13 protein-coding genes and 1 tRNA gene are annotated in these 19,224 nt (G+C 69.6%); 6 read left to right on the forward strand and 8 right to left on the reverse strand.

Going from position 1 to position 19,224, the window contains the following annotated elements:
- Nucleotides 1-47 precede the first annotated feature (47 nt).
- Together ACWGJ5_RS30005 and ACWGJ5_RS30010 are read left to right on the forward strand one after the other, a co-directional pair.
- Nucleotides 48-1,025, forward strand: a complete 978-nt coding sequence (locus ACWGJ5_RS30005; protein ID WP_453312770.1) for an ArsA-related P-loop ATPase — start codon at nt 48-50, stop codon at nt 1,023-1,025.
- A complete protein-coding gene (locus ACWGJ5_RS30010) occupies nt 1,022-2,416 on the forward strand; it encodes an ArsA family ATPase (protein WP_453312771.1) in 1,395 nt (464 codons plus the stop codon). The genes ACWGJ5_RS30005 and ACWGJ5_RS30010 overlap by 4 nt, the downstream gene beginning before the upstream one ends.
- A 507-nt stretch (nt 2,417-2,923) precedes the next feature.
- Here ACWGJ5_RS30010 and wblA read toward each other — a convergent pair.
- Nucleotides 2,924-3,262 (reverse strand): transcriptional regulator WblA, encoded by a 339-nt coding sequence (gene wblA, locus ACWGJ5_RS30015; RefSeq protein ID WP_063777071.1) that lies wholly within the window; start codon nt 3,260-3,262, stop codon nt 2,924-2,926.
- 492 nt (nt 3,263-3,754) lie between these two features.
- Here wblA and ACWGJ5_RS30020 point away from each other — a divergent pair, with 492 nt between their 5' ends.
- Nucleotides 3,755-6,061, forward strand: coding sequence for a transglycosylase domain-containing protein (locus tag ACWGJ5_RS30020; RefSeq protein ID WP_453312772.1), 2,307 nt, complete (start codon nt 3,755-3,757; stop codon nt 6,059-6,061).
- A gap of 238 nt (nt 6,062-6,299) precedes the next feature.
- Here ACWGJ5_RS30020 and ACWGJ5_RS30025 read toward each other — a convergent pair whose 3' ends face one another.
- Nucleotides 6,300-6,767, reverse strand: a complete 468-nt coding sequence (locus ACWGJ5_RS30025) for a GatB/YqeY domain-containing protein (protein ID WP_453312773.1) — start codon at nt 6,765-6,767, stop codon at nt 6,300-6,302.
- 118 nt (nt 6,768-6,885) lie between these two features.
- On the opposite strand from ACWGJ5_RS30025, the gene ACWGJ5_RS30030 reads away from it, so the two are divergent.
- The 3 genes from ACWGJ5_RS30030 (at nt 6,886) to ACWGJ5_RS30040 (ending at nt 8,942) form a co-directional block, all read left to right on the forward strand.
- A complete protein-coding gene (locus tag ACWGJ5_RS30030; RefSeq protein WP_453312774.1) occupies nt 6,886-7,809 on the forward strand; it encodes a metallophosphoesterase in 924 nt (307 codons plus the stop codon).
- A gap of 235 nt (nt 7,810-8,044) precedes the next feature.
- A complete protein-coding gene (locus tag ACWGJ5_RS30035; RefSeq protein WP_453312775.1) occupies nt 8,045-8,803 on the forward strand; it encodes a Pr6Pr family membrane protein in 759 nt (252 codons plus the stop codon).
- Between the two features lie 65 nt (nt 8,804-8,868).
- Nucleotides 8,869-8,942: transfer RNA gene (locus tag ACWGJ5_RS30040), tRNA-Pro, on the forward strand.
- A gap of 194 nt (nt 8,943-9,136) precedes the next feature.
- On the opposite strand, the gene ACWGJ5_RS30045 is transcribed toward ACWGJ5_RS30040, so the two are convergent.
- The 6 genes from ACWGJ5_RS30045 to ACWGJ5_RS30070 form a co-directional block, all read right to left on the reverse strand.
- On the reverse strand, nt 9,137-10,573 hold the full coding sequence (locus ACWGJ5_RS30045; protein WP_453312776.1) for a DUF6177 family protein: 1,437 nt from the start codon (nt 10,571-10,573) through the stop codon (nt 9,137-9,139).
- Nucleotides 10,574-10,836: 263 nt separating this feature from the next.
- On the reverse strand, nt 10,837-11,253 hold the full coding sequence (locus ACWGJ5_RS30050) for a hypothetical protein (RefSeq protein WP_453312777.1): 417 nt from the start codon (nt 11,251-11,253) through the stop codon (nt 10,837-10,839).
- Nucleotides 11,254-11,277: 24 nt separating this feature from the next.
- Entirely contained in the window at nt 11,278-13,353 is a 2,076-nt protein-coding gene (locus ACWGJ5_RS30055; RefSeq protein WP_453312778.1) for an EndoU domain-containing protein, read from the reverse strand.
- Nucleotides 13,354-13,358: 5 nt separating this feature from the next.
- Nucleotides 13,359-13,760: a DUF6507 family protein gene (locus ACWGJ5_RS30060; RefSeq protein ID WP_453312779.1), complete on the reverse strand. Its 402-nt coding sequence runs from the start codon at nt 13,758-13,760 to the stop codon at nt 13,359-13,361.
- 150 nt (nt 13,761-13,910) lie between these two features.
- Nucleotides 13,911-17,909: a type VII secretion protein EccCa gene (gene eccCa, locus ACWGJ5_RS30065; RefSeq protein ID WP_453312780.1), complete on the reverse strand. Its 3,999-nt coding sequence runs from the start codon at nt 17,907-17,909 to the stop codon at nt 13,911-13,913.
- On the reverse strand, nt 17,906-19,219 hold the full coding sequence (locus tag ACWGJ5_RS30070) for a type VII secretion protein (protein WP_453312781.1): 1,314 nt from the start codon (nt 19,217-19,219) through the stop codon (nt 17,906-17,908). The genes eccCa and ACWGJ5_RS30070 overlap by 4 nt, the downstream gene beginning before the upstream one ends.
- Nucleotides 19,220-19,224 lie beyond the last annotated feature (5 nt).

Here is a 19,224-nt window from a genome sequence, read left to right on the forward strand (position 1 = left end):
CACAGCCTCCCGCGTGAGTGTCGAGCGGACTGGTTAGTCTCGAAGGCGTGAGCAGGCTCCAGGTCGTCAGCGGCAAGGGCGGGACCGGAAAGACGACGGTCGCCGCCGCACTGGCGCTGGCCCTCGCGACCGAAGGGAAGCGGACGCTTCTCGTGGAGGTCGAGGGCCGGCAGGGCATCGCCCAGCTCTTCGAGACGGAGGCGTTGCCGTACGAGGAGCGGAAGATCGCGGTCGCGCCCGGGGGCGGCGAGGTGTACGCCCTCGCCATAGACGCCGAACTGGCCCTTCTGGACTACCTCCAGATGTTCTACAAACTGGGCGGTGCGGGCCGGGCCCTGAAGAAGCTCGGTGCGATCGACTTCGCCACCACCATCGCGCCGGGCATCAGGGACGTGCTGCTCACCGGCAAGGCGTGCGAGGCCGTGCGCCGCAAGGACCGCTCCGGCCGGTTCGTGTACGACTACGTCGTCATGGACGCCCCGCCGACGGGCCGCATCACCCGCTTCCTGAACGTCAACGACGAGGTGGCGGGCCTGGCGAAGATCGGACCCATACACAATCAGGCGCAGGCGGTGATGCGGGTGCTCAAGTCGCCGGAGACGGCGGTGCACCTGGTGACGCTGCTGGAGGAGATGCCGGTCCAGGAGACCGCCGACGGCATCGCCGAACTGCGCGCGGCACGGCTGCCCGTGGGCCGGGTCATCGTGAACATGGTCCGGCCGGAGGTGTTGGACGCCACCGACCTGGAACTCGTACGGACCGTGCGGCGTTCCTCCGTTGCGCAGGCGTTGTCGTCGGCCGGTCTGGGCGGGGCCCGGCGCGGCGGGAACGCGGAGAAGCTGGTGGACCCGCTGCTGGACCAGGCGGCGGAGTACGCCGAGCGGTACGCGCTGGAGCAGGACCAGCGCGCGGTCCTCGCCGAGCTGGGCCTGCCACTGGGCGAACTGCCGCTGCTCGCCGAGGGCATGGACCTGGCAGGCCTGTACGAACTCGCCACCGAGCTGCGGAAGCAGGGGTTGACATGAGTCCGGACCCGGCCGAGGCACCCGGCACAGCGCAGACGGCCGCTGGGCCGGCGAAGACCGCAGGGCGGAAGAAGGCCGACGGGTGGGAGAAGGCCCACGGTCTCTCCCCCGCGCGCCTGCTGGACGTCGACCCGCTGCTGGACGACCCGAGGACCCGGATCGTGGTGTGCTGCGGCTCGGGCGGGGTCGGAAAGACGACGACCGCGGCGGCCCTCGGCCTGCGGGCGGCCGAGCGGGGCCGCAAGGTGGTCGTGCTGACCATCGACCCGGCCCGTCGGCTGGCCCAGTCGATGGGCATCGACTCCCTCGACAACGTCCCGCGCCGGGTGAAGGGCACCGAGGGCGAGGGCGAACTGCACGCCATGATGCTCGACATGAAGCGCACCTTCGACGAGGTCGTGGAGGCGCACGCGGACCCCGAGCGGGCGGCCACGATCCTGGCGAACCCCTTCTACCAGTCGCTCTCGGCGGGCTTCGCGGGCACGCAGGAGTACATGGCCATGGAAAAGCTGGGCCAGCTGCGCGCGAAGGACGAGTGGGACCTGATCGTCGTCGACACCCCGCCGTCCCGCTCGGCGCTGGACTTCCTGGACGCGCCGAAGCGGCTGGGCTCCTTCCTGGACGGCCGCCTGATCCGCCTCCTCACCGCTCCCGCCAAGCTGGGCGGACGCGCGGGCATGGCCTTCCTCAACGTCGGCATGTCGATGATGACCGGCACGCTCGGCAAGCTGCTGGGCGGTCAGCTGCTGAAGGACGTGCAGACGTTCGTGGCTGCGATGGACACCACCTTCGGCGGGTTCCGCACGCGCGCGGACGCCACGTACAAGCTGCTCCAGGCGCCCGGTACGGCGTTTCTGGTGGTCGCGGCCCCGGAGCGGGACGCGTTGCGCGAGGCGGCGTACTTCGTGGAGCGGCTGGCCGCCGAGAGGATGCCGCTGGTGGGCCTGGTACTGAACCGGGTCCATGGCAGCGGCGCCGGCCGGCTGTCGGCCGAGCGGGCGCTCGCCGCCGCCGAAAATCTTGAGGACCCCCGCATTGTGGATCAGGGGGGCGGGAAAGCTGGACTTCGTAACTCTCCCGACCCATACGGCAGTTCGCGATCTCCCGCATCCGATGCCGCAACCGACGCCCCGGCTTCCGAGGAAGGCTCCCCCGCCGATACGGAGCGCACCGTCGACCGGCTCACCGCGGGTCTGCTGCGACTGCACGCCGATCGCATGCAGCTGCTCTCGCGCGAGCAGCGCACGCGTGACCGTTTCACCGCCCGCCACCCCGAGGTGGCGGTCGTCGAAGTAGCCGCGCTGCCCGGCGATGTCCACGACCTCGTCGGCCTGCGCGACATCGGCACCCGGCTGGCTGCGGGCGCGACCGCGCGGACGGAACTGCCGTAGCGCGGCCAGGGGCCGCGGCTGCGGGTCGTCCGCGTGACACCGGGCGTGGCACACGGTCGTACGTGCGTGGCACACGCGCGGCCGACGTGCACAAGGAATGCGCGGACAGCGGGACAAGGCCTGCGCGGACAGCGTGAGTCACAGGTGCGTACGGCATGGGTGTGCGTACGCGGGAACGGCGTCGGCAGCTCACGCGTGGACGCGTGGCCGACCACCGGTTCCTCGGGCCGGGCCGCACGACCGGTCGCGGCTTCCCCAGGCGTAGGCGGCGCTTCCCGCGCCCCCTCGTTCCCGTGTCGCTTCCCGTGCCCCGGGCGGCATGCACCCGCTCGGCGACCCCGGGCCCGTGCCCGACCCCGCTTTCCGTGGCGCACGCCCGAAGCCTCCCGTGACGCACACCCCCGAGGTTTCCCGTGGGGGCACGTCCGAAGTTTCCCGTGGCGTATGCCGGATCGGACCGGAGCCTTGTGCCCCAGGGATGTGCAGGAGGGAACGCCCTGGGCTGCCTCAGCTCACCGCCGCGTAGTTCTCGTACACCTCGTCGTTGTCGAGGGGCACGATGCCCGTCCCCCGCTCGTATTCCGAGCGGGCGGTCTCCAGCAGCCTGCGCCAGGAGGTCACGGTGGGCCGGCGGCGCAACAGTGCGCGGCGCTCCCGCTCCGTCATGCCTCCCCACACGCCGAACTCGACGCGGTTGTCCAGCGCGTCGGCCAGGCATTCGGTGCGTACCGGGCATCCGGTGCACACCGCCTTGGCCCTGTTCTGCGCTGCTCCCTGAACGAACAGTTCATCCGGATCGGTAGTGCGGCAGGCAGCCTGCGCACTCCAGTCGGTTACCCAGCCCATACCGGCGCCGTCCTCTCCCGAATCGAGGCTCCCCCACGGCGGCAGCGGCATATTCACCGCCGCCAGTTGAGGACGTTACGGAAGGTGGGCACAGCGCAACACCCCCTTCGGGCCCAATCTTGAATGGCCCGAACGGACTATGGGTTAACGGCAGATCACCCGCGGGAGTGAGCTGACGGCATACGCGACCATTCCGGCAAACCGGGACAGCTGTGGTGCGCCACAACGGGCACCGGGTGACACACGAGGCGGATTCGGACACGTCCCCCTCAGGAGCCGGTCACGTCCCCGCGTGAAAAAACGGACTACGCCCGGAACGATTCGGGGCCGCCGGACGTATTGATACGTGACCGCACTGCTGTGACAGTTGAGAGCAGCTTAGGCCAAGGCCTGCGCGCGTGTCCGGCGAATGGAAACGTAGGGTTGCCCTTTGCCGTGCCGTGATGCGGTCGCTCTTTCGGAACGCTCATCAGTACGGATTAGGCTGCCCCCATGCCAAAGAAGCGCTCGGGCGGTGGTCTGTCGCCAACGCAGCAGGCCGCCAAGTTCCTCGGTGTCAGTGTGCTCGCCGGAGCCGTGATGGCGGGCATCGCGCTGCCCGCTGCCGGCGCGCTGGGCCTCGCGGCCAAGGGTTCGGTCCAGAGCTTCGACGAGATCCCGGCCAACCTCAAGAGTCCCCAGCTCAGTCAGCGCACGACCATCCTGGACAGCCAGGGCCAGCAGATCGCGTCCGTCTACTCCCGCGACCGTACGGTGGTGGACCTCAAGGACATCTCGCCGTACATGCAGAAGGCGATCGTCGCGATCGAGGACGCGCGCTTCTACCAGCACGGCGCGATCGACCTCAAGGGCGTCCTGCGCGCCCTGAACAAGAACGCACAGGAAGGCGGCGTCGCCCAGGGCGCCTCCACGCTCACCCAGCAGCTGGTGAAGAACTACTTCATCGAGGAGGCCGGCAACGACCCGACGAAGGTCGCCGAGGCCACTCAGCAGACCCTCGGTCGCAAGATCAAGGAGCTGAAGTACGCGATCCAGATCGAGGAGAAGCTCGGCAAGAAGAGGATCCTCGAGAACTACCTGAACATCACCTTCTTCGGTGAGCAGGCCTACGGCGTCGAGGCCGCCTCCCAGCGCTACTTCTCCAAGCACGCCAAGGACCTGAACCTCCAGGAATCGGCGCTGCTGGCCGGCATCGTGCAGTCCCCGAGCCGCTACGACCCGGTCAACGACGAGGCGGAGGCCACCAAGCGGCGCAACACCGTGCTGCAGCGGATGGCGGAGGTCGGCGACGTCTCCCAGAAGGAGGCCGACCAGGCCAAGCAGACGCCGCTCGGACTGCACCCGAGCCAGCCCAAGAACGGCTGCATCACCGCGATCAGGGGCGCCGGCTTCTTCTGCGACTACGTCCGCGACGTCGTCCTGAACGACCCGGTCTTCGGCAAGACCAAGGAGACCCGGGCCAAGCTGTGGAACCAGGGCGGTCTGACGATCCGTACGACGCTCGACCCGCAGGCGCAGCAATCGGTGCAGGACTCCGTCAAGAAGCACGTCTACCAGTCCGACGCCGTGGCGACCGCCGCGACCATCGTCGAGCCCGGCACCGGCAAGATCCTCGCCATGGGGCAGTCCCGTCCCTACGGCTTCGGCTCGAACGAGACGCAGATCAACCTCTCGGTCAACTCGAACATGGGCGGCGGCGCCGGCTACCAGCCCGGTTCGACGTTCAAGCCGATCGTCGCGGCGGCCGCGATCGAGGGCGGCAAGCCCCCGACACAGCAGTACTCGTCGCCGTACGAGATGACGTACCCGAGCCCCGTGCAGGCGTGCGACGGCAAGGTCTGGCGCAACGACCCGAACAAGCTCGAAAAGCTGACGAACGAGAACGAGTCGGAGCACGGGCCGATGGGCATGAAGGAGGCGACCGCCAAGTCGGTCAACACCTACTACGTGCAGCTGATCAGCGACATCGGCATCTGCCCCGTCACCGAGATGGCGAAGAAGATGGGCGTGCAGCGCGCGGACGGCCGGGCGATCGACCAGGCCCCCTCCATCGCGCTCGGCACCCAGGAGATGTCCCCGCTGACGATGGCGAACGCGTACGCCACCTTCGCCTCGCGGGGTGTGTACTGCACCCCGGTCGCCATAGAGTCGATCACCCAGAGGGTCGGTACCGAGGAAAAGTCCCTCCAGGTGCCGAAGTCGACCTGCTCGCGCGCGATGTCGGAGAAGACCGCGGACACCGTCACCACGCTCCTCAAGGGCGTGGTCGAGGACGGTACGGGTCAGCAGGCCGGCCTCGGCGACCGCCCGAGCGCGGGCAAGACGGGTACGACGGACGAGCGCTACGCGGCCTGGTTCGTGGGCTACACCCCGAACATGGCGGGCGCGGTCTGGGTCGGCGACCCGGCCCACAAGCGCCAGATGAAGAACATCACCATCGGCGGCGTCTACAACGAGAAGGTCTACGGCGGCCAGGTCCCCGGCCCGATCTGGCGCGACATGATGACCGGCGCGCTCAGCGGCAAGCCCGTGGAGGACTTCCACCTGATCGACATCCCCGACGACAACAAGGGGGATGGTCGGGGAAAAGGACACGGGGGGAAGAACGGGGGCAGCACGGGCGGGATCGGCGGACTGATCGGCGGACTGACGGACGGCGGCACGGTTGACGGCGGCACCACGGGTGGCGTGACCGGCGGCACCTTCCCGACACCGACCTTCTCCCTCCCGGGCAACTTCCTCCAGGGACAGACGAACGGCGGCATCAGGGGGAACGGAAACGGGGGCGTGCGGGGATGACCCCCTGATGGGAGTACGGCCTGATGTGAGTACGGCCTGATGTGAGTACGGCCTGATGTGAGTACGGCCTGATGTGAGTACGGCCTGATGTGAGTACGGCCTGATGTGAGTACGGCGGCGGGGCCGCATCCCTCGGTTCGATCGAGGGTGCGGCCCCGCCGCCGTACATATCGGGCCGTGACGCCCGGGGCATATCGGGCCACAACACCCAGGGGGTGCCTGCCCGTGGTGCCCGGGGTCAGCCCTGGAGCAGCTTCTTCACCGCGGCGGCCACTCGGCCGCCCTCGGCCTGGCCGGCCACCTTGGGGTTCACGATCTTCATGACGGCACCCATGGCCCGGGGCCCCTCGGCGCCGGCCGCCCTGGCCTCTTCCACGGCCTGGGCGACGATCGCCTCCAGCTCCTCGTCGGACAGCTGCTTGGGCAGGTAATCGGCGAGCACCTCGCCCTCCGCCTTCTCCCGCTCGGCCTGCTCGGCGCGACCGCCCTGCGCGAACGCCTCCGCGGCCTCCCGGCGCTTCTTCGCCTCGCGGGTGATCACCTTGAGAACCTCGTCGTCGGAGAGCTCCCGCTTCTCCTTGCCCGCGACCTCCTCCTTGGTGATCGCGGCGAGTGTCAGCCGGAGCGTCGAGGAGCGGAGCTCGTCGCGCCCCTTGATCGCGGCGTTGAGGTCGTCGTGCAGCTTCGACTTGAGCGTGGTGGTCATGGGACCGATTGTCGCAGGTGTGCCGACGCGAAGGCCGCCGATTTAAGGGGCCGCTGGTCTCACCGATGCAAGGGACGGCTGGTCTCGCCGATGTCCGCGCGTCTGACACGATGGAGGCATGCGCGCGCGATACGGAGTACCCCTGGGAATCATGGCGGCAGGCGCCGCCGGTCTGGCGTACGCGGCGGGCTTCGAGGCCCGCTCCTTCCGCCTGCGACGGGTGACGGTCCCGGTCCTCCCGCCGGGTATGCGTCCGCTGCGCGTGCTCCAGGTCTCCGACATCCACATGGTGAGCGGCCAGCGCAAGAAGCAGCGGTGGCTGCGGTCGCTGGCGGGCCTGCGCCCGGACTTCGTGATCAACACGGGCGACAACCTGTCGGACCCGGAAGGAGTCCCCGAGGTCATGGACGCCCTGGGCCCCCTGATGGAGTTCCCGGGCGCGTACGTCTTCGGCTCCAACGACTACTACGGCCCCAAACTCCGCAACCCCGCCCGCTACTTGCTGGAGAAGGCGAGCGGCCGGCACGGCCTGAACGGCAACCCGCCGGCGGTCGGCGTCATCCACAACCCGTGGGAGGACCTGCGCGACGGCTTCGACGAGGCGGGCTGGCTGAACCTGACGAACACCCGGGGTGTTCTGAAGGTCGAGGGCGCGTCGATCGAGCTGACGGGCCTCGACGACCCCCACATCAAGCGCGACCGCTACGCCCGGGTGTCCGGCGGCCCCTCCGCGACGTACGACTTCTCGATGGGCGTGGTGCACGCGCCGTACCTGCGGGTGCTGGACTCGTACGCGGCGGACGGCTACCCGCTGATCCTGGCCGGCCACACGCACGGCGGCCAGCTGTGCATCCCGTTCTACGGCGCGCTGGTCACCAACTGCGACCTGGACACGGACCGGGTGAAGGGCCTGTCCACCCACACGGCGGAGGGCCGCACCTCCTACCTCCACGTCTCGGCGGGCTGCGGCACCAACCGCTACACCCCGGTCCGCTTCGCATGCCCGCCGGAGGCGACACTGCTGACGCTGGTGGGCCGGTAGAGGAGCCGGGGCGATAGGGGAGCCGGGGCGGTGGAGGAGCCGGGGCGGTAGGGGAACCGGGGCGGTGGAGGAGCGGGCCGGCAGAGGAGCCGGGCCGGTCGTAAGGCCACTCAGGTACCCAGGTACCACTCGGCTGCCCGGGACCCACTCGGCTACCCGGAATCCACCCGGGGGCCGTAACCCACCCGGACTACGCCACATGGCCCCGCCCCTCCCCCGCTCCTAGCGTGAGGGCATGACCGCCCCGATACCCAGGGAGATCCCGGACCTGCCCGCAGTCCCGGGCCCGCCCATGCTGCTGCCTTCCCCGGTCCCGGCCACGGCCGTGGTGGCGCCGGTCCGCCGGCCCACGGTCGCGCTCTTCCGCTTCCTGACCGCCCTGGCGGCGGCAGGGGGCGTGGCCCTGGAGCTCCTGATCGCCACCCCGGGCCGCATCCTGAGCTACTTCAGCGTCCAGGCGGGCATCCTGCTGGCCGTCGTCATGCTCCTGTCGGCATCACGGGCCCTGCGGGCCCGCCGCCCCCTCCCCTCCTCCGTGACAGGCGCCACACTCCTCTACGCCGTGATCTCGGCCCTCGCCTACCACCTGCTGCTGGCCCACACGACGCCCCCGTTCTCCATGACCGGCGCGACGACGGCCCCGCTGCGCTGGCACGGCCAGTGGGCGACGCTCCAGGTCCTGCACACGCTGGTACCGGCGGCGGCCGTGCTGGACTGGCTGCTGCTGACACCCGCGGCCCGCCTGCACCTCCGCCAGGCGGCCACCTGGCTCCTCTACCCCCTGGCCTACCTGGCCTTCTACCTGATCCGGGCGGCCTCCCTCGCCCCCACGAACCCCTCCCGCTACCTCTATCCCTTCCTGGACGCGGCCACCCACGGCTACCGCAGCACCCTGGCGAACGCCCTCCTCCTGGGCCTCGCGATGTACGCCCTGGCCGTCCTCCTCGTGGTCCTCGACCACACCCGCCCGACCCCGGTCCGCCGCCGCGTCTAAACCGGATTTCGTCTACAGCCACCAGTGGGCTAAAGTAAACGTCGTCGCCGCGAGAGCAGCGACATCGGGGTGTAGCGCAGCTTGGCAGCGCGCTTCGTTCGGGACGAAGAGGTCGTGGGTTCAAATCCCGCCACCCCGACGCCGTAGTACCAGGAGGGACCTGATCCACACAGTGGATCAGGTCCCTCCTGCGTCTCCGCTGATCGTTTGGGAGAAGCCGTGGGAAAGATCTTGGTCTGCTTCTCCCAGACGGGACACCGATCGCCCTGCGAGGCCAACAGCACACTCCCCTGAGGGGCGCCCGAGATCCTCCCGGAGCCGGGGCGGCGACGGTCAGGACGGTTGGGCAGCTGCCCCGCTTCCACCTTTCAGGTGTTCGTTTATGCGTCGCAGGCGTTGCCAGGCGACGGGGTCGGTGCCGTCGCCGAGCGGGTAGTGCAGGGCGGGGCTACCGGCCGGGCCGAGTTGGGTCGGGATGCAGTCCGGCAGGGCGTTGCGGGCATGGCTGATGTCGAGGTCGGCCACGGCATCCGGGCCGAGAGTAAGAGAGACCGGGATCGACGGCGGTTCGTAGTGGGCCGGAGTGGTCAGGTCCGCGCGCGCCGCACGGAGTTCACTGATCATGGTGGCGAGGTTGTGCCTGGCGGCAAGGGATTCGGCGAGCTGGGGCAGCAGCTCGATCGGTGCTCGCTCGTCGGCGGCGTAGCCGAGAGCCAGGGTGATGTGCTCCTCTACGCCCTCTTGCGTGTGAGCGATGCGCAAGGTGGCGATCGCAGGGCGGTCGGCAGTTCCTACGGCGACAGCCCAGGTGGGCTGGGCCTGGCGGGCGCGGCCGCGGGCCAGGTCGGTCAGTTGCCTTGGCGACCAAGGGACGTTGACGGGCTCGGCGGTGGCCCATCCGGCCGGCAGCAGTCCTGTGAGGGTCTGCCAGACATCCTCCAGAGCGCCACCGAGTATCAGGTGCTCCTGAGCGGGATGGATGGTGCGGATGGACACCAGCAACTGCCGTTCACCGCCCTTGCCAAGCGGGGGTTGGAAGGCGTCCGCGATCCGGGGGCCGTTGCCGGCAGCCGGGGTGAAACGTCCGTCGTGCCAGCGCAGTACGGCTCCGGAGAGGCCGTCGTAGTAGCCGTTTTCGGGGTGGCGTACGACCCAGCGTGCGGGCATGCGCTCCAGCACGGTGCGGGTGGGCAGACTCAGCCGGGTATTGGGGGACGTGACGAGATACAGCTCCCGTCGGCCCTGTGCCACGGTGCGCACCGCCTCGGTCAGCCAAGTAGTGGCGGCAACGACCGGGCGGTCGTAGATGACGATGACGCTCTTGTCGGTCAGCACATCCGCATCTGTCAGTACGTCCACGTCAGCGGGCGGGACCTTCACCTCACCCGTGGCCGGGACGGTCACGACGTCGGTGTGGGCGGCTTCAGGCGGCCATGTGGTGCCGCCGAGCAGCGTTGTCAGCCGTCCCGCGACCGAGCCGGCGAGCAGCCTGGCTTCTGCGATGGCGGTGGACGCCCGCACTTCGGTCCACCACACCGGTCCCTCTGTATGAACGCCAGGTCCCAGCAGCCGCTCCGTCTCGCCGGGCACTTGGAGGTAGCGGGGGGCCTCCACGGAGACCAGGAGCTTTCCGTCGTCCGTGCACAACTGGGCGACGGCTCCTCCACTTGCCCGGTTCACGCGCAGGTCCGGGCCGCCGGCGTGCAGTGCGGCCAGCAGCGTCTTGATGTCCGGCATCTGCGGGGTGAGGGCGATGACGTCCTGGGGCATGTGCTGCTTTCTGAAGCTTGGTCCTGCCGGACGGCGGGTGCTGCCTCGATCAAGTGTCTGGCGGATATGGTGTTCTCGGCGATCGGAGCCTGTCTGTCAGATCGGGGCCGACTGCCGTCATAGGGCACATACCACTTCCTCGAACATTGGCGACGCCGATCAGTCCGGGGCGGTCGGATCATTCGTCAACGCTATGAGCCCGGGCACACGCTCCTGATACCTGGGGTTGCCGAAGGCATCCCCAGGATCCTATGAAGGGTGAATCACACCGTGACGTCTCGAAGCCCCGCGAGCGGGTCCCGCCCGTTCTCCTTTACGTACTCGTTCCAGTAGGACACGACATCTTCGGGGTGCACCAGCAGGTAGTAGTCCCAGAAGTCGAGCAGGACCGCCAATGCCTTGTCCAGCGGGAATTCGCCCTGTACGTGCTCCAGGAAGTGGTTCTCGATCGCCATGCCCTGGGGGCTGATGGTGGCGGTGTGGGCGTTTCCATCCAGGTCTTCCGGGGTGAATCCGGGGTCAGACTGCGCCAGCCTCACCAGGTCAATCGCTTCCAGAATGGCAAGCGGGGAGAGCTGGATGTCGGAGGTCACCCAGTGCCCTAGAACCTTGAGTTCCGCAGGACCGTTGAAGCGCGGTGCCCCGAATTCGTCCTGAGCGTAGTACTGAGTGCGGATCACGTACTGATCTCCTTCTGCTGCTTGCTAAGGCATGATCGGGTAGACGGTCTTCGCGTCACCAGTGACAGGGTCGAAATATCCTTCAAAGGTGATCCCCTTGTATTCGCCTCGCCACATGTGAAGTTCGGGATCGACCACCTGGCTGTTCTCGAACGCCTTGACCATCGCCCGCCGAACCTCGCGCTCCGTCCACGTCGGCGGGAAAAAGGTCGTCTTGGCCCGCTTCATCACCCAGGTGCCGGTACGCGGATCACGCATCCACACGTTGCCCTGCGTCAGTCCCGTTTTGTGATCAATCTTGAGGATCTTCGGGACCTTTATGCCGCGGGGGTCACGACCGCCTGGACGAAAATGGTATCCGACGACCCTGGGCTGGCCGTCCTTGCCGTACTTCAGCTCTCCCTTGAGCACGTGTTCGAAGGTGTGCTCGGGGATGTGACCGCTCGGCTTGGGAGCAGGCGGCTCGACGTGGCCCGTCGGCTGCTGACCGGAGTGGGGATCTCCACCGCCGCCGTGCCCCGTTCCGGAGTTGGCGGGGCCGTGGTGACCACCGTGGCCCGCGGCGTGGTGCCCCCCGGACCCGTGACCGGACCCGTGGCCGCCGCCGTTCGCACCATGGTGAGTGGTGGGTGCCGTTGCCGTCCCCGAACCGCCGTGCCCCGCGTGGCCGGGCTGGTGGGAGGCGGTGGGTGCACCGTGTCCGGCGTCGCCTCCTGCGTGAGCGGCGCCACGGGACGACCCGGGCCGGGCGCCGTGGCCACTCCCGTGGGAGGTGGCTTCAGGCGCGCGGCCTCCAACCCCAACAAGTTCTCGATCACCTGGCCCGGCGGGAGACACGCGGTCAGCCGCGGCAGGCTCGTGCCTGACCGCGCCGGTGTCGGGCGTGCCGTCGGGTTTGAGGGCGATGAAGTTGCCGTCCTTGTCGACCCTGTAGCGGTTGCTGAGGTCGTCCAGGGCGCCGTCGGGGAACCTCGTCTTCGGCAGTCGCAGGTGTTCGCTGACGTTGGTCAGTACCTCGGAGACCTTCGGCAGATCGGACAGGGCTCTCGCCGCCCTCGCGGCGCCGGAGATCGGATCCAGGGCACCTCCGACCTTGGACACCGTGCTGGCGGCTTCCACGAATCTGCCTGCCTTGCCCAGCTTGGCGAGCGCCCCGCCGGCGCCTCCCAACACGGTGAGGAGATTGAAGCTGGTGACGGCGTGGGCCCGAGCCGGGTCCTTGTGCCACTCGTCGTAGGCGATGAACTGCTTGCCGAACTCCTTGGCGTACGCCTCGCTGCCGCGCTGCCAGTCCGAGAGGTGGTCGCCCTCGCCGACCGCGTCCATGCCGTAGGCGTAGGCGCCGACGACGGTGCGTTTGAGGCCGTCCCAGGTCTGGTGCTGTGCGTCGGAGCCGTTGATGCCCAAGAGGTTGTCCTCGAAGGTGCCCAGGCCGACGAAGCCGCCCCAGAGGCTGTCCTTGACGAGGCCGTCCCACGCCCAGCTCTTGATGCCGTGGCCCCACCAGTCCAGGCTCCAGCGGTCGTAGGTGCGGGCAACGGGAGTACCCCACGGCAGGTCGGGCATGGACTCGAGCGTTTTGACGCTGACGCCGTACGTGCCGCCCTCGTCGCCGACGGGGCGGCACAGCGCCGGGCTGATGGCACCGATCTCGACCGCCGCGTTGTGCTCCGCCTTCTGAAAACCCACGACGGCTTCCGCCACGCCATGCATGAGGGCGTTGTGCTCGTCGACCTTGTGCTGGTCCTTGGTCCAGCCGTCGTCGCCTTCGACGCTGTCGACGAAGGCGATCGCCTTCTCCTTCAGATGCTTCAAGCGGTCCGCATACGGCTTCGCTTCGCCGACGAAGGTGTCCAGGGCGTCGGCGAGGGACTCGATGTGACCGGCGAACTCGTCCGCCGTGTCCATCACCGGCTGGGTGGAGGAGAAGAGCTGGTCCGCCTCCGGCGCCTGGTAGAACGCGGCCGTCGCCTGGAAGCGTGAGTGGACGTCCTGGCCGGCGTTACCGATGCCGATCGCGTGTTTACGCAGCGCGGTGACTGCTTTGGACAACGTGCCGAAGTCGCCGGTGTACTGGGGTATCCCACCCGGCTCGATCATGTCCACTACGCCCCGCCCCCGTGGTGCTTCGTCTGCTCGCCCACGGCCCGAAGCTCGGCCGGGGTAGGCGCCTTGGCCGCCTCACCCTGGGCCCGGGCGGCCATCGCCAGGTCACCGTCGATGTACGCACCGGTCGCCTTGACCGTCCCGTCCATCGTCTTCTTGATGCGGGCCGCCATGAATTTGATCGAGTTCTCGGTGTCGGACACGAAGTTCGCGACCGCGGCACCCACCGGCCCCACCGGCGGACCACCGCAGTACGGGCCGCTGATCGTGCCCGCGGACTCCGCCGCGTCCTGGACGCTCGTCCCGTAGCCCTTGATGTCCTTGCTCAGGTCGTCGGCCGCAAGACCCACCAACGACAGAATGGACTCCACCCCGCTGGGACTGATGTCCCACCCCGTCACGTCAACCCCCGTGTATCTACTGCAGATACGTTCCATCAGCGCTGCTCAGCATCGCACGCGCCACTGACAACAGGACATTCATCCCTATCAGATCGGTTGTTGCAGCAGCCACACGCTTCTGGCCAAAGGCACGGCGAACCCGTCAATTGGTCATGCCGGGGCCTGCGTTGTCTCGGTCTCGGGTGCGAGGGCGGTCTGGATCAGCTGGTGGCGGCCGCGGCGGACCAGGGTGCCGCGCCCTGGCGGCTGGGTGGAGGCGTACAGGCCGGGGAGGAGCTGGCCTTCGGTGCGGTCGCCCGTCATAACCAGCGCTGTGGTTCCGGTTTCACGCAGTGCCGTCAGGAACGGCTCGTACAGGGCTCGTGAGGCTCCGGCGACCCGGCGGGCGACGACGAAGTGCAGGCCGATGTCGCGGGCCGAGGAGATGTAGGGCAGGAACGGGGCAAGGGGCTGCCGCCCAGCCGCAGTGAGGATGTCGTAGTCGTCTACCAGGATCACGATCCGCGGACCAGTAAAGGACGGCTCATCGGTCAGGGCGTCGGGGTCGGGGGCCTCCGGCAGGCGCTTTGCCAGTTCGGTCGCGATGCCGGTGGCGAGTGCCTGGGAGAGCGCGGCGTTGTGCGCGTAGCCGCCCCGGTACGGCTCAGGGATCACTCCCCGCAGGCCGCGCCGCGGGTCGAACACACCGAAGACCAGCTCGTCCTTGTCGTAGCGGTCGATGAGGGAGCGGGAGACGAGCTTGAGCAGGTTCGTCTTGCCGCACTCGTTGTCACCGAGGACCAGCAGGTGCTGGTCGGCGCCGAACAGGTCCAGGACGGTCGGGGAGAGGGTGTCCTGGTCGACGCCGATCGGGATCGCGCGTGGTTCCGCCACCGTGGAGGGCAGGCGCTGCGCGGGCAGCCTGGTCGGCAGCACCCGCACGGGCGCGGCGGTCTCACCGTGCCAGGCGGCGCGCAGCGTGGCCGCTGCCTGCTCCAGGGCCGGGCCGAGGCCGTCCGTCGTGGCGTGCGCGTCGATGCGAGGGAGTGCTGCCTGGGCGAACAGTTTGCCGTCCGTCAGGGCCCGGCCGGGGGTGTCCGCCGAGAGAGTCTCGGAGAGCTTGCGGTCGACGGAGGAGTCTGCCGGGTCGTTCAGGCGCAGTTCGATGCGGCTGCCGAACAGGGACTGGGTGGCGATGCGGACGTCGTTCCAGCGGAGCATGCCCGCTATGACGTGGATGCCGTAGCCGCTGCCGCGCTTGAGGAGGTCGGCGATGTCGTCGTCGAGGTGGGCGAACTCGTCACGCAGAGCGCCGAATCCGTCGATGAGCAGTACCACGTCGGTGGCGCCGAGCTGGGGAAGTTCCCCTCGTCCGCGCAAGGCCCGCAGCTGGTCGACCGAATCGATGCCCCGCTCGCGGAAGATCTGCTCGCGCTCGGCGAGCATGGCGCGCACCTCGGCGACGGTGCGGGAGGCGCGCTCGTGGTCGGCGCGGGTTGCGATGCCGCCGACGTGCGGCAGGTCCGCCAAGGCGCTCAGTCCGCCGCCGACCAGGTCCAGGCCGTACACGGCGACGTCACGCGGGGTGTGGGTGAGGGCGAGAGAGAGTGCCAGGGTGCGGAGCAGGGTCGTCTTGCCGGAGGCCGGGCCGCCGATGACGGCGGTGTGGCCGCCCGCAATGTTCAGGTCGTGCACCCATGGGCCCTGCCACTGCCGGGCCGGATCGTCGAGAACGCCGAGCGGCACCTGCAACGGGCCGCCGGCGTGGGTGAGTCGGAGGCCGTGACCGGATGCCTGTACCGGGCCGGCGGCCGTGTCGAGGGTGAGGGCTTCGGGCAGCGGTGGCAGCCAGATCCGGCGTACCGGTTCGGCGGCGTCGGTGAGCCGGTGGACCGCGACGCCCAGGACCGTCGGTCCGGTCTCGCGCTCACGCGGCGCCGGGGTGTCCTCCTCTGGCGTGGACATCTGTGCCGGGGCGTTGAACGCCGGGTACGTCCAGGCGAGAGGTTCGGCGTCGGCGGTGCTCTCGTGTACGACGGGTCCGCGGTACGCACCGGAGACGAAGCCCGCCTTGAAGCGGGTGTACGTGGAGGTGTCGACCTTCAGGTAGCCGAAGCCGGGCAGGGGCGGAAGGTGGAAGGCGTCGGTGGTCTCCAGGACCGTACGCGACTCGTCCGCCGAGAAGGTCCGCAGCCCGAGCCGGTACGAAAGATACGTCTCCAGCCCCCTGAGCTTGCCACCCTCGATGCGCTGGCTGGACAGCAGCAGATGGACGCCGATGGAGCGGCCGATACGGCCAATGGACAGGAACAGATCAATGAAGTCCGGTTTGGCAGTGAGCAGTTCACCGAACTCGTCGATGACGACGAAGAGATGGGGCAGCGGTTCGAGGTCGGGCCGAGTCCCAGCGCGCAAGGTGCGGTAGTGCCCGATGTCGGCGACGTTGCCCGCGTCCTTGAGGACCTGCTGGCGGCGTTTGATCTCACCGGCGAGGGAGGTGTGGACGCGCTCGACCAGTCCGGCCTGGTTCTCCAGGTTCGTGATCACCCCCGCCACGTGCGGCAAATCGGCGAACGGGGCGAAGGTGGCGCCGCCCTTGTAGTCGACGAGGACCATCGCCAGGTCGTCCGGCGCGTGCGTCGTCACCAGCGCGAGCACGAGGGTGCGCAGCAGCTCGCTCTTGCCGGACCCGGTCGCGCCGACGCACAGACCGTGCGGGCCCATGCCGAGTTCCGAGGACTCCTTCAGGTCGAGCAGCACCGGCTGGTGCCGGTCGTCCAGGCCGATCGGCACCCGCAGGAAGTCCCGCTCCCCGCGCGGCGCCCACTGCCGGGCCGGGTCGAGGGCGGCCATGTCGTCGATGCCGAGCAGATGCGGGAAGTCGACCGGACCGGAGACGGGGGTGCCCTCGGCGGCGGACTCGGCGGACAGCCGCAGCGGCGCGAGAGCCCGCGCGAGGCCCTCGGCCTCGGGGACCCCGGTGCGGTCGACGACCCCGTCCGACCGTACGACCTGCTCTCCGCGCAGATCCTCCACCGTGACCTCGTCGCCGTCGACGGTGATCCGTACGGAGACGTGATCGGGTTCGTGGACCTGCTCGGCGAGCAGGTGCAACACCGTGACGCCCATGTCGTCCAGGGCGACGGCGGAGTCCGGACGCGGAAGGTCGACGGCGTTCTCCCCGTACGCGTCGCTGAGGACCAGCAGCCGGTCGGTCAGCGCGAGCGCCTTCCTGTCGGACAGCCCACGGCGCACCTCGGCCGCGTACGAGGCGCGCCGCCCCAGATCCGTGCCGATCGCAAGAGCCAGCTGAGCCATGCCGGGGGCGATACGGCGCGCGGCGAGGGCCCCGTCATGGCTGTGCGGGTCGAGGACGTGCGGGAGCCACTTCGCCCACTCCCACTCCTCGATACGGTCCCCGGGCACGGCGAGCGCGACAGCCACATCGTCCGGGGCGTGGGTCACGGCCGCCTGCACGAGCAGGGACCGGGCGACACGCAGCACCCCGGCGCGGTCGCCGACGATGCTGACGTTCCCGGCCCGGTCCAGCAGCACGGTCAGCGGATGGTCCGACACGGTGGTGTAGCGGGCCTGCAGAGCGCGCGCCTCGTTCAGCATGAACGGGTCCGGCGGAGTGAGCACGCCGCCGACCGCCTGCTGGCCGATGGTCAGCTCCTGCACAGGTACGTCACCGACTCCGACCCGCACGTGAAGGAAGTCCACATCCGTGCGGCGCCGCTCCCACAGCCGGGCGGGATCACGCAGGACGTCGTACAGGGCCGGGGGCGCGGGGTGGAGAACCCGGGCCACGCGGCGGCGCTCGCGCTCGGTCGCGCCCAACTCAGCCCGCAGTTCCTCCAGGTACTCCAGGTACCGCTCGCGCTGAACGCGCCGCTGTCGCTGGGCCTTGCCGCGCTGCGACAGGAACAGGGCAACCGCACCGAGCAGCGCGATGACCAGTACGACGGCGCCGAGGCCCGCGAACTGGCTGGAGCGGATCACCGTCATCATCACGACCGAGCTCATGACGCCGGCCATCGGCAGCAGAGCGGTCGCCGGGCTGCCGGTCTTGCCTTCGGGCAGGTTCGGCGGAGGCTCGATCGTGCGGGACGCCGGCGGGAGCAGGGGACGCGTCGAGCGGGCGGGACGATGGACCTGTTGCTGTGTCAACGCACCCGCACCGCCCTCTGTAGTGCCTCGGCGGCGAGCTGGGTGGCCGCGCGGCGCGTGGCCTCACCCAGCCGATCGGGCATGATCGGTCCGCCACCGGCCAGGTGCCGGTCGTAGGGCAGATGCACGAGGGTGACCCCGGTTTCCCGCAGATGGGCCGTGGCGGCCTTCAGATCGAGATGCGCGTCAGGCGTGTTCGAGGTGAGGACCACGACGGTGGATGCGAGTGCCGCATGCGGCAATTGGCCGAGCCAGTCCAGGACGACCCGGGTGCCGCCCACGCCCTCGGCGGTGAGCGGGGCGACGACCACCCGCGCGTGCGCGGTGTCCATCGCGGTGCGGGCCACCTCGCCGGGCAGCGTCTCGCAGTCAACGACCGTGACGGCGAAGTAGCGGCGCAGCGCGAGCGTGACGGTGCGGTAGGTAGGAACGTCCAGCGGGGCGCCCACCCGCCCCTGACTGGCAGGCAGCAGCCAGCCGCCGTCCGCGACCGGCACCAGGTACCCGGTGACGTCGGTCAGTTGCATCGAGGGAGTGAGGATCCGGGACAGCTCGACGCACGACCAGCGTACGGACTGAGCACCCATGCGCACCGGCAGCGTGCCCAGGGCGGCGTCCGCCTCCAGGGCGAGCACCGGGTCGTGCCGGTAGTGGCTGAACGTCCGCGACAGCAGCGCCGCGGTCGTGGTCTTGCCGACGCCACCGCGGATCGAGGTCACGGCGATCACCCGGCCCGTGGTCACCGGCTGCTGCACCATGCTGCCCAGCCGGCTTTCCTCGGCGACCTCCTGCGCGGCCGACGAGGTCAGCTTGCGCAGCGACCGGCCCGAGCGCCGGACCAGCGAGTCACCGTGCTGGGGCGAACCGAGCGCTATGGCGAGGCGCGGGTCGAGCGTCGGCACCGACTCGGGCGTCGCCATGGGCAGCCGGGCCTGGCGGGGCGGCCGTACGGCGGGGGATGCGTTCGGTGGCGTCACCGGGGTCTGCGGGACTGCCTCGACGCCGGGAGCGGGCGAGCCGGTACCGGGGTGGGCCTGGGCCGACGGCGCCGGCGGAACCTCGGGCGCAGGGCCCGGGGATGCTTGAGCCGGGGTCTGCGGGGCGGACCACTCCTCGTCCCCGCGCGAGACCGAACCCGTGGTGTGCTGTTCGCGGGACGGCCGACCGGGGTTGGGGCGCTCCTCGTCCGGGTGGCGCACGGGCATGGGCGGCCGGGCGTCTCCCGGTGCAGGCTGCTCGCGCGGTTCGTCGGCGGAGCCCGCGGTCAGCTCACGCAGCGCGTCGTCCTGCCAATGGCCGGAAGTCGTCATCACCG

Source organism: Streptomyces sp. NPDC054783, assembly GCF_053611725.1.

What these genes read in the sequence shown, in the direction of transcription:
- ACWGJ5_RS30020 (WP_453312772.1), top strand. Translation starts at nt 3,755, where the DNA reads ATGCCAAAGAAGCGCTCGGGCGGTGGTCTGTCGCCAACGCAGCAGGCC.
- wblA (WP_063777071.1), bottom strand. Translation starts at nt 3,262, where the DNA reads ATGGGCTGGGTAACCGACTGGAGTGCGCAGGCTGCCTGCCGCACTACC.
- ACWGJ5_RS30030 (WP_453312774.1), top strand. Translation starts at nt 6,886, where the DNA reads ATGCGCGCGCGATACGGAGTACCCCTGGGAATCATGGCGGCAGGCGCC.
- ACWGJ5_RS30025 (WP_453312773.1), bottom strand. Translation starts at nt 6,767, where the DNA reads ATGACCACCACGCTCAAGTCGAAGCTGCACGACGACCTCAACGCCGCG.
- ACWGJ5_RS30010 (WP_453312771.1), top strand. Translation starts at nt 1,022, where the DNA reads ATGAGTCCGGACCCGGCCGAGGCACCCGGCACAGCGCAGACGGCCGCT.
- ACWGJ5_RS30045 (WP_453312776.1), bottom strand. Translation starts at nt 10,573, where the DNA reads ATGCCCCAGGACGTCATCGCCCTCACCCCGCAGATGCCGGACATCAAG.
- ACWGJ5_RS30055 (WP_453312778.1), bottom strand. Translation starts at nt 13,353, where the DNA reads ATGATCGAGCCGGGTGGGATACCCCAGTACACCGGCGACTTCGGCACG.
- ACWGJ5_RS30070 (WP_453312781.1), bottom strand. Translation starts at nt 19,219, where the DNA reads ATGACGACTTCCGGCCATTGGCAGGACGACGCGCTGCGTGAGCTGACC.
- ACWGJ5_RS30035 (WP_453312775.1), top strand. Translation starts at nt 8,045, where the DNA reads ATGACCGCCCCGATACCCAGGGAGATCCCGGACCTGCCCGCAGTCCCG.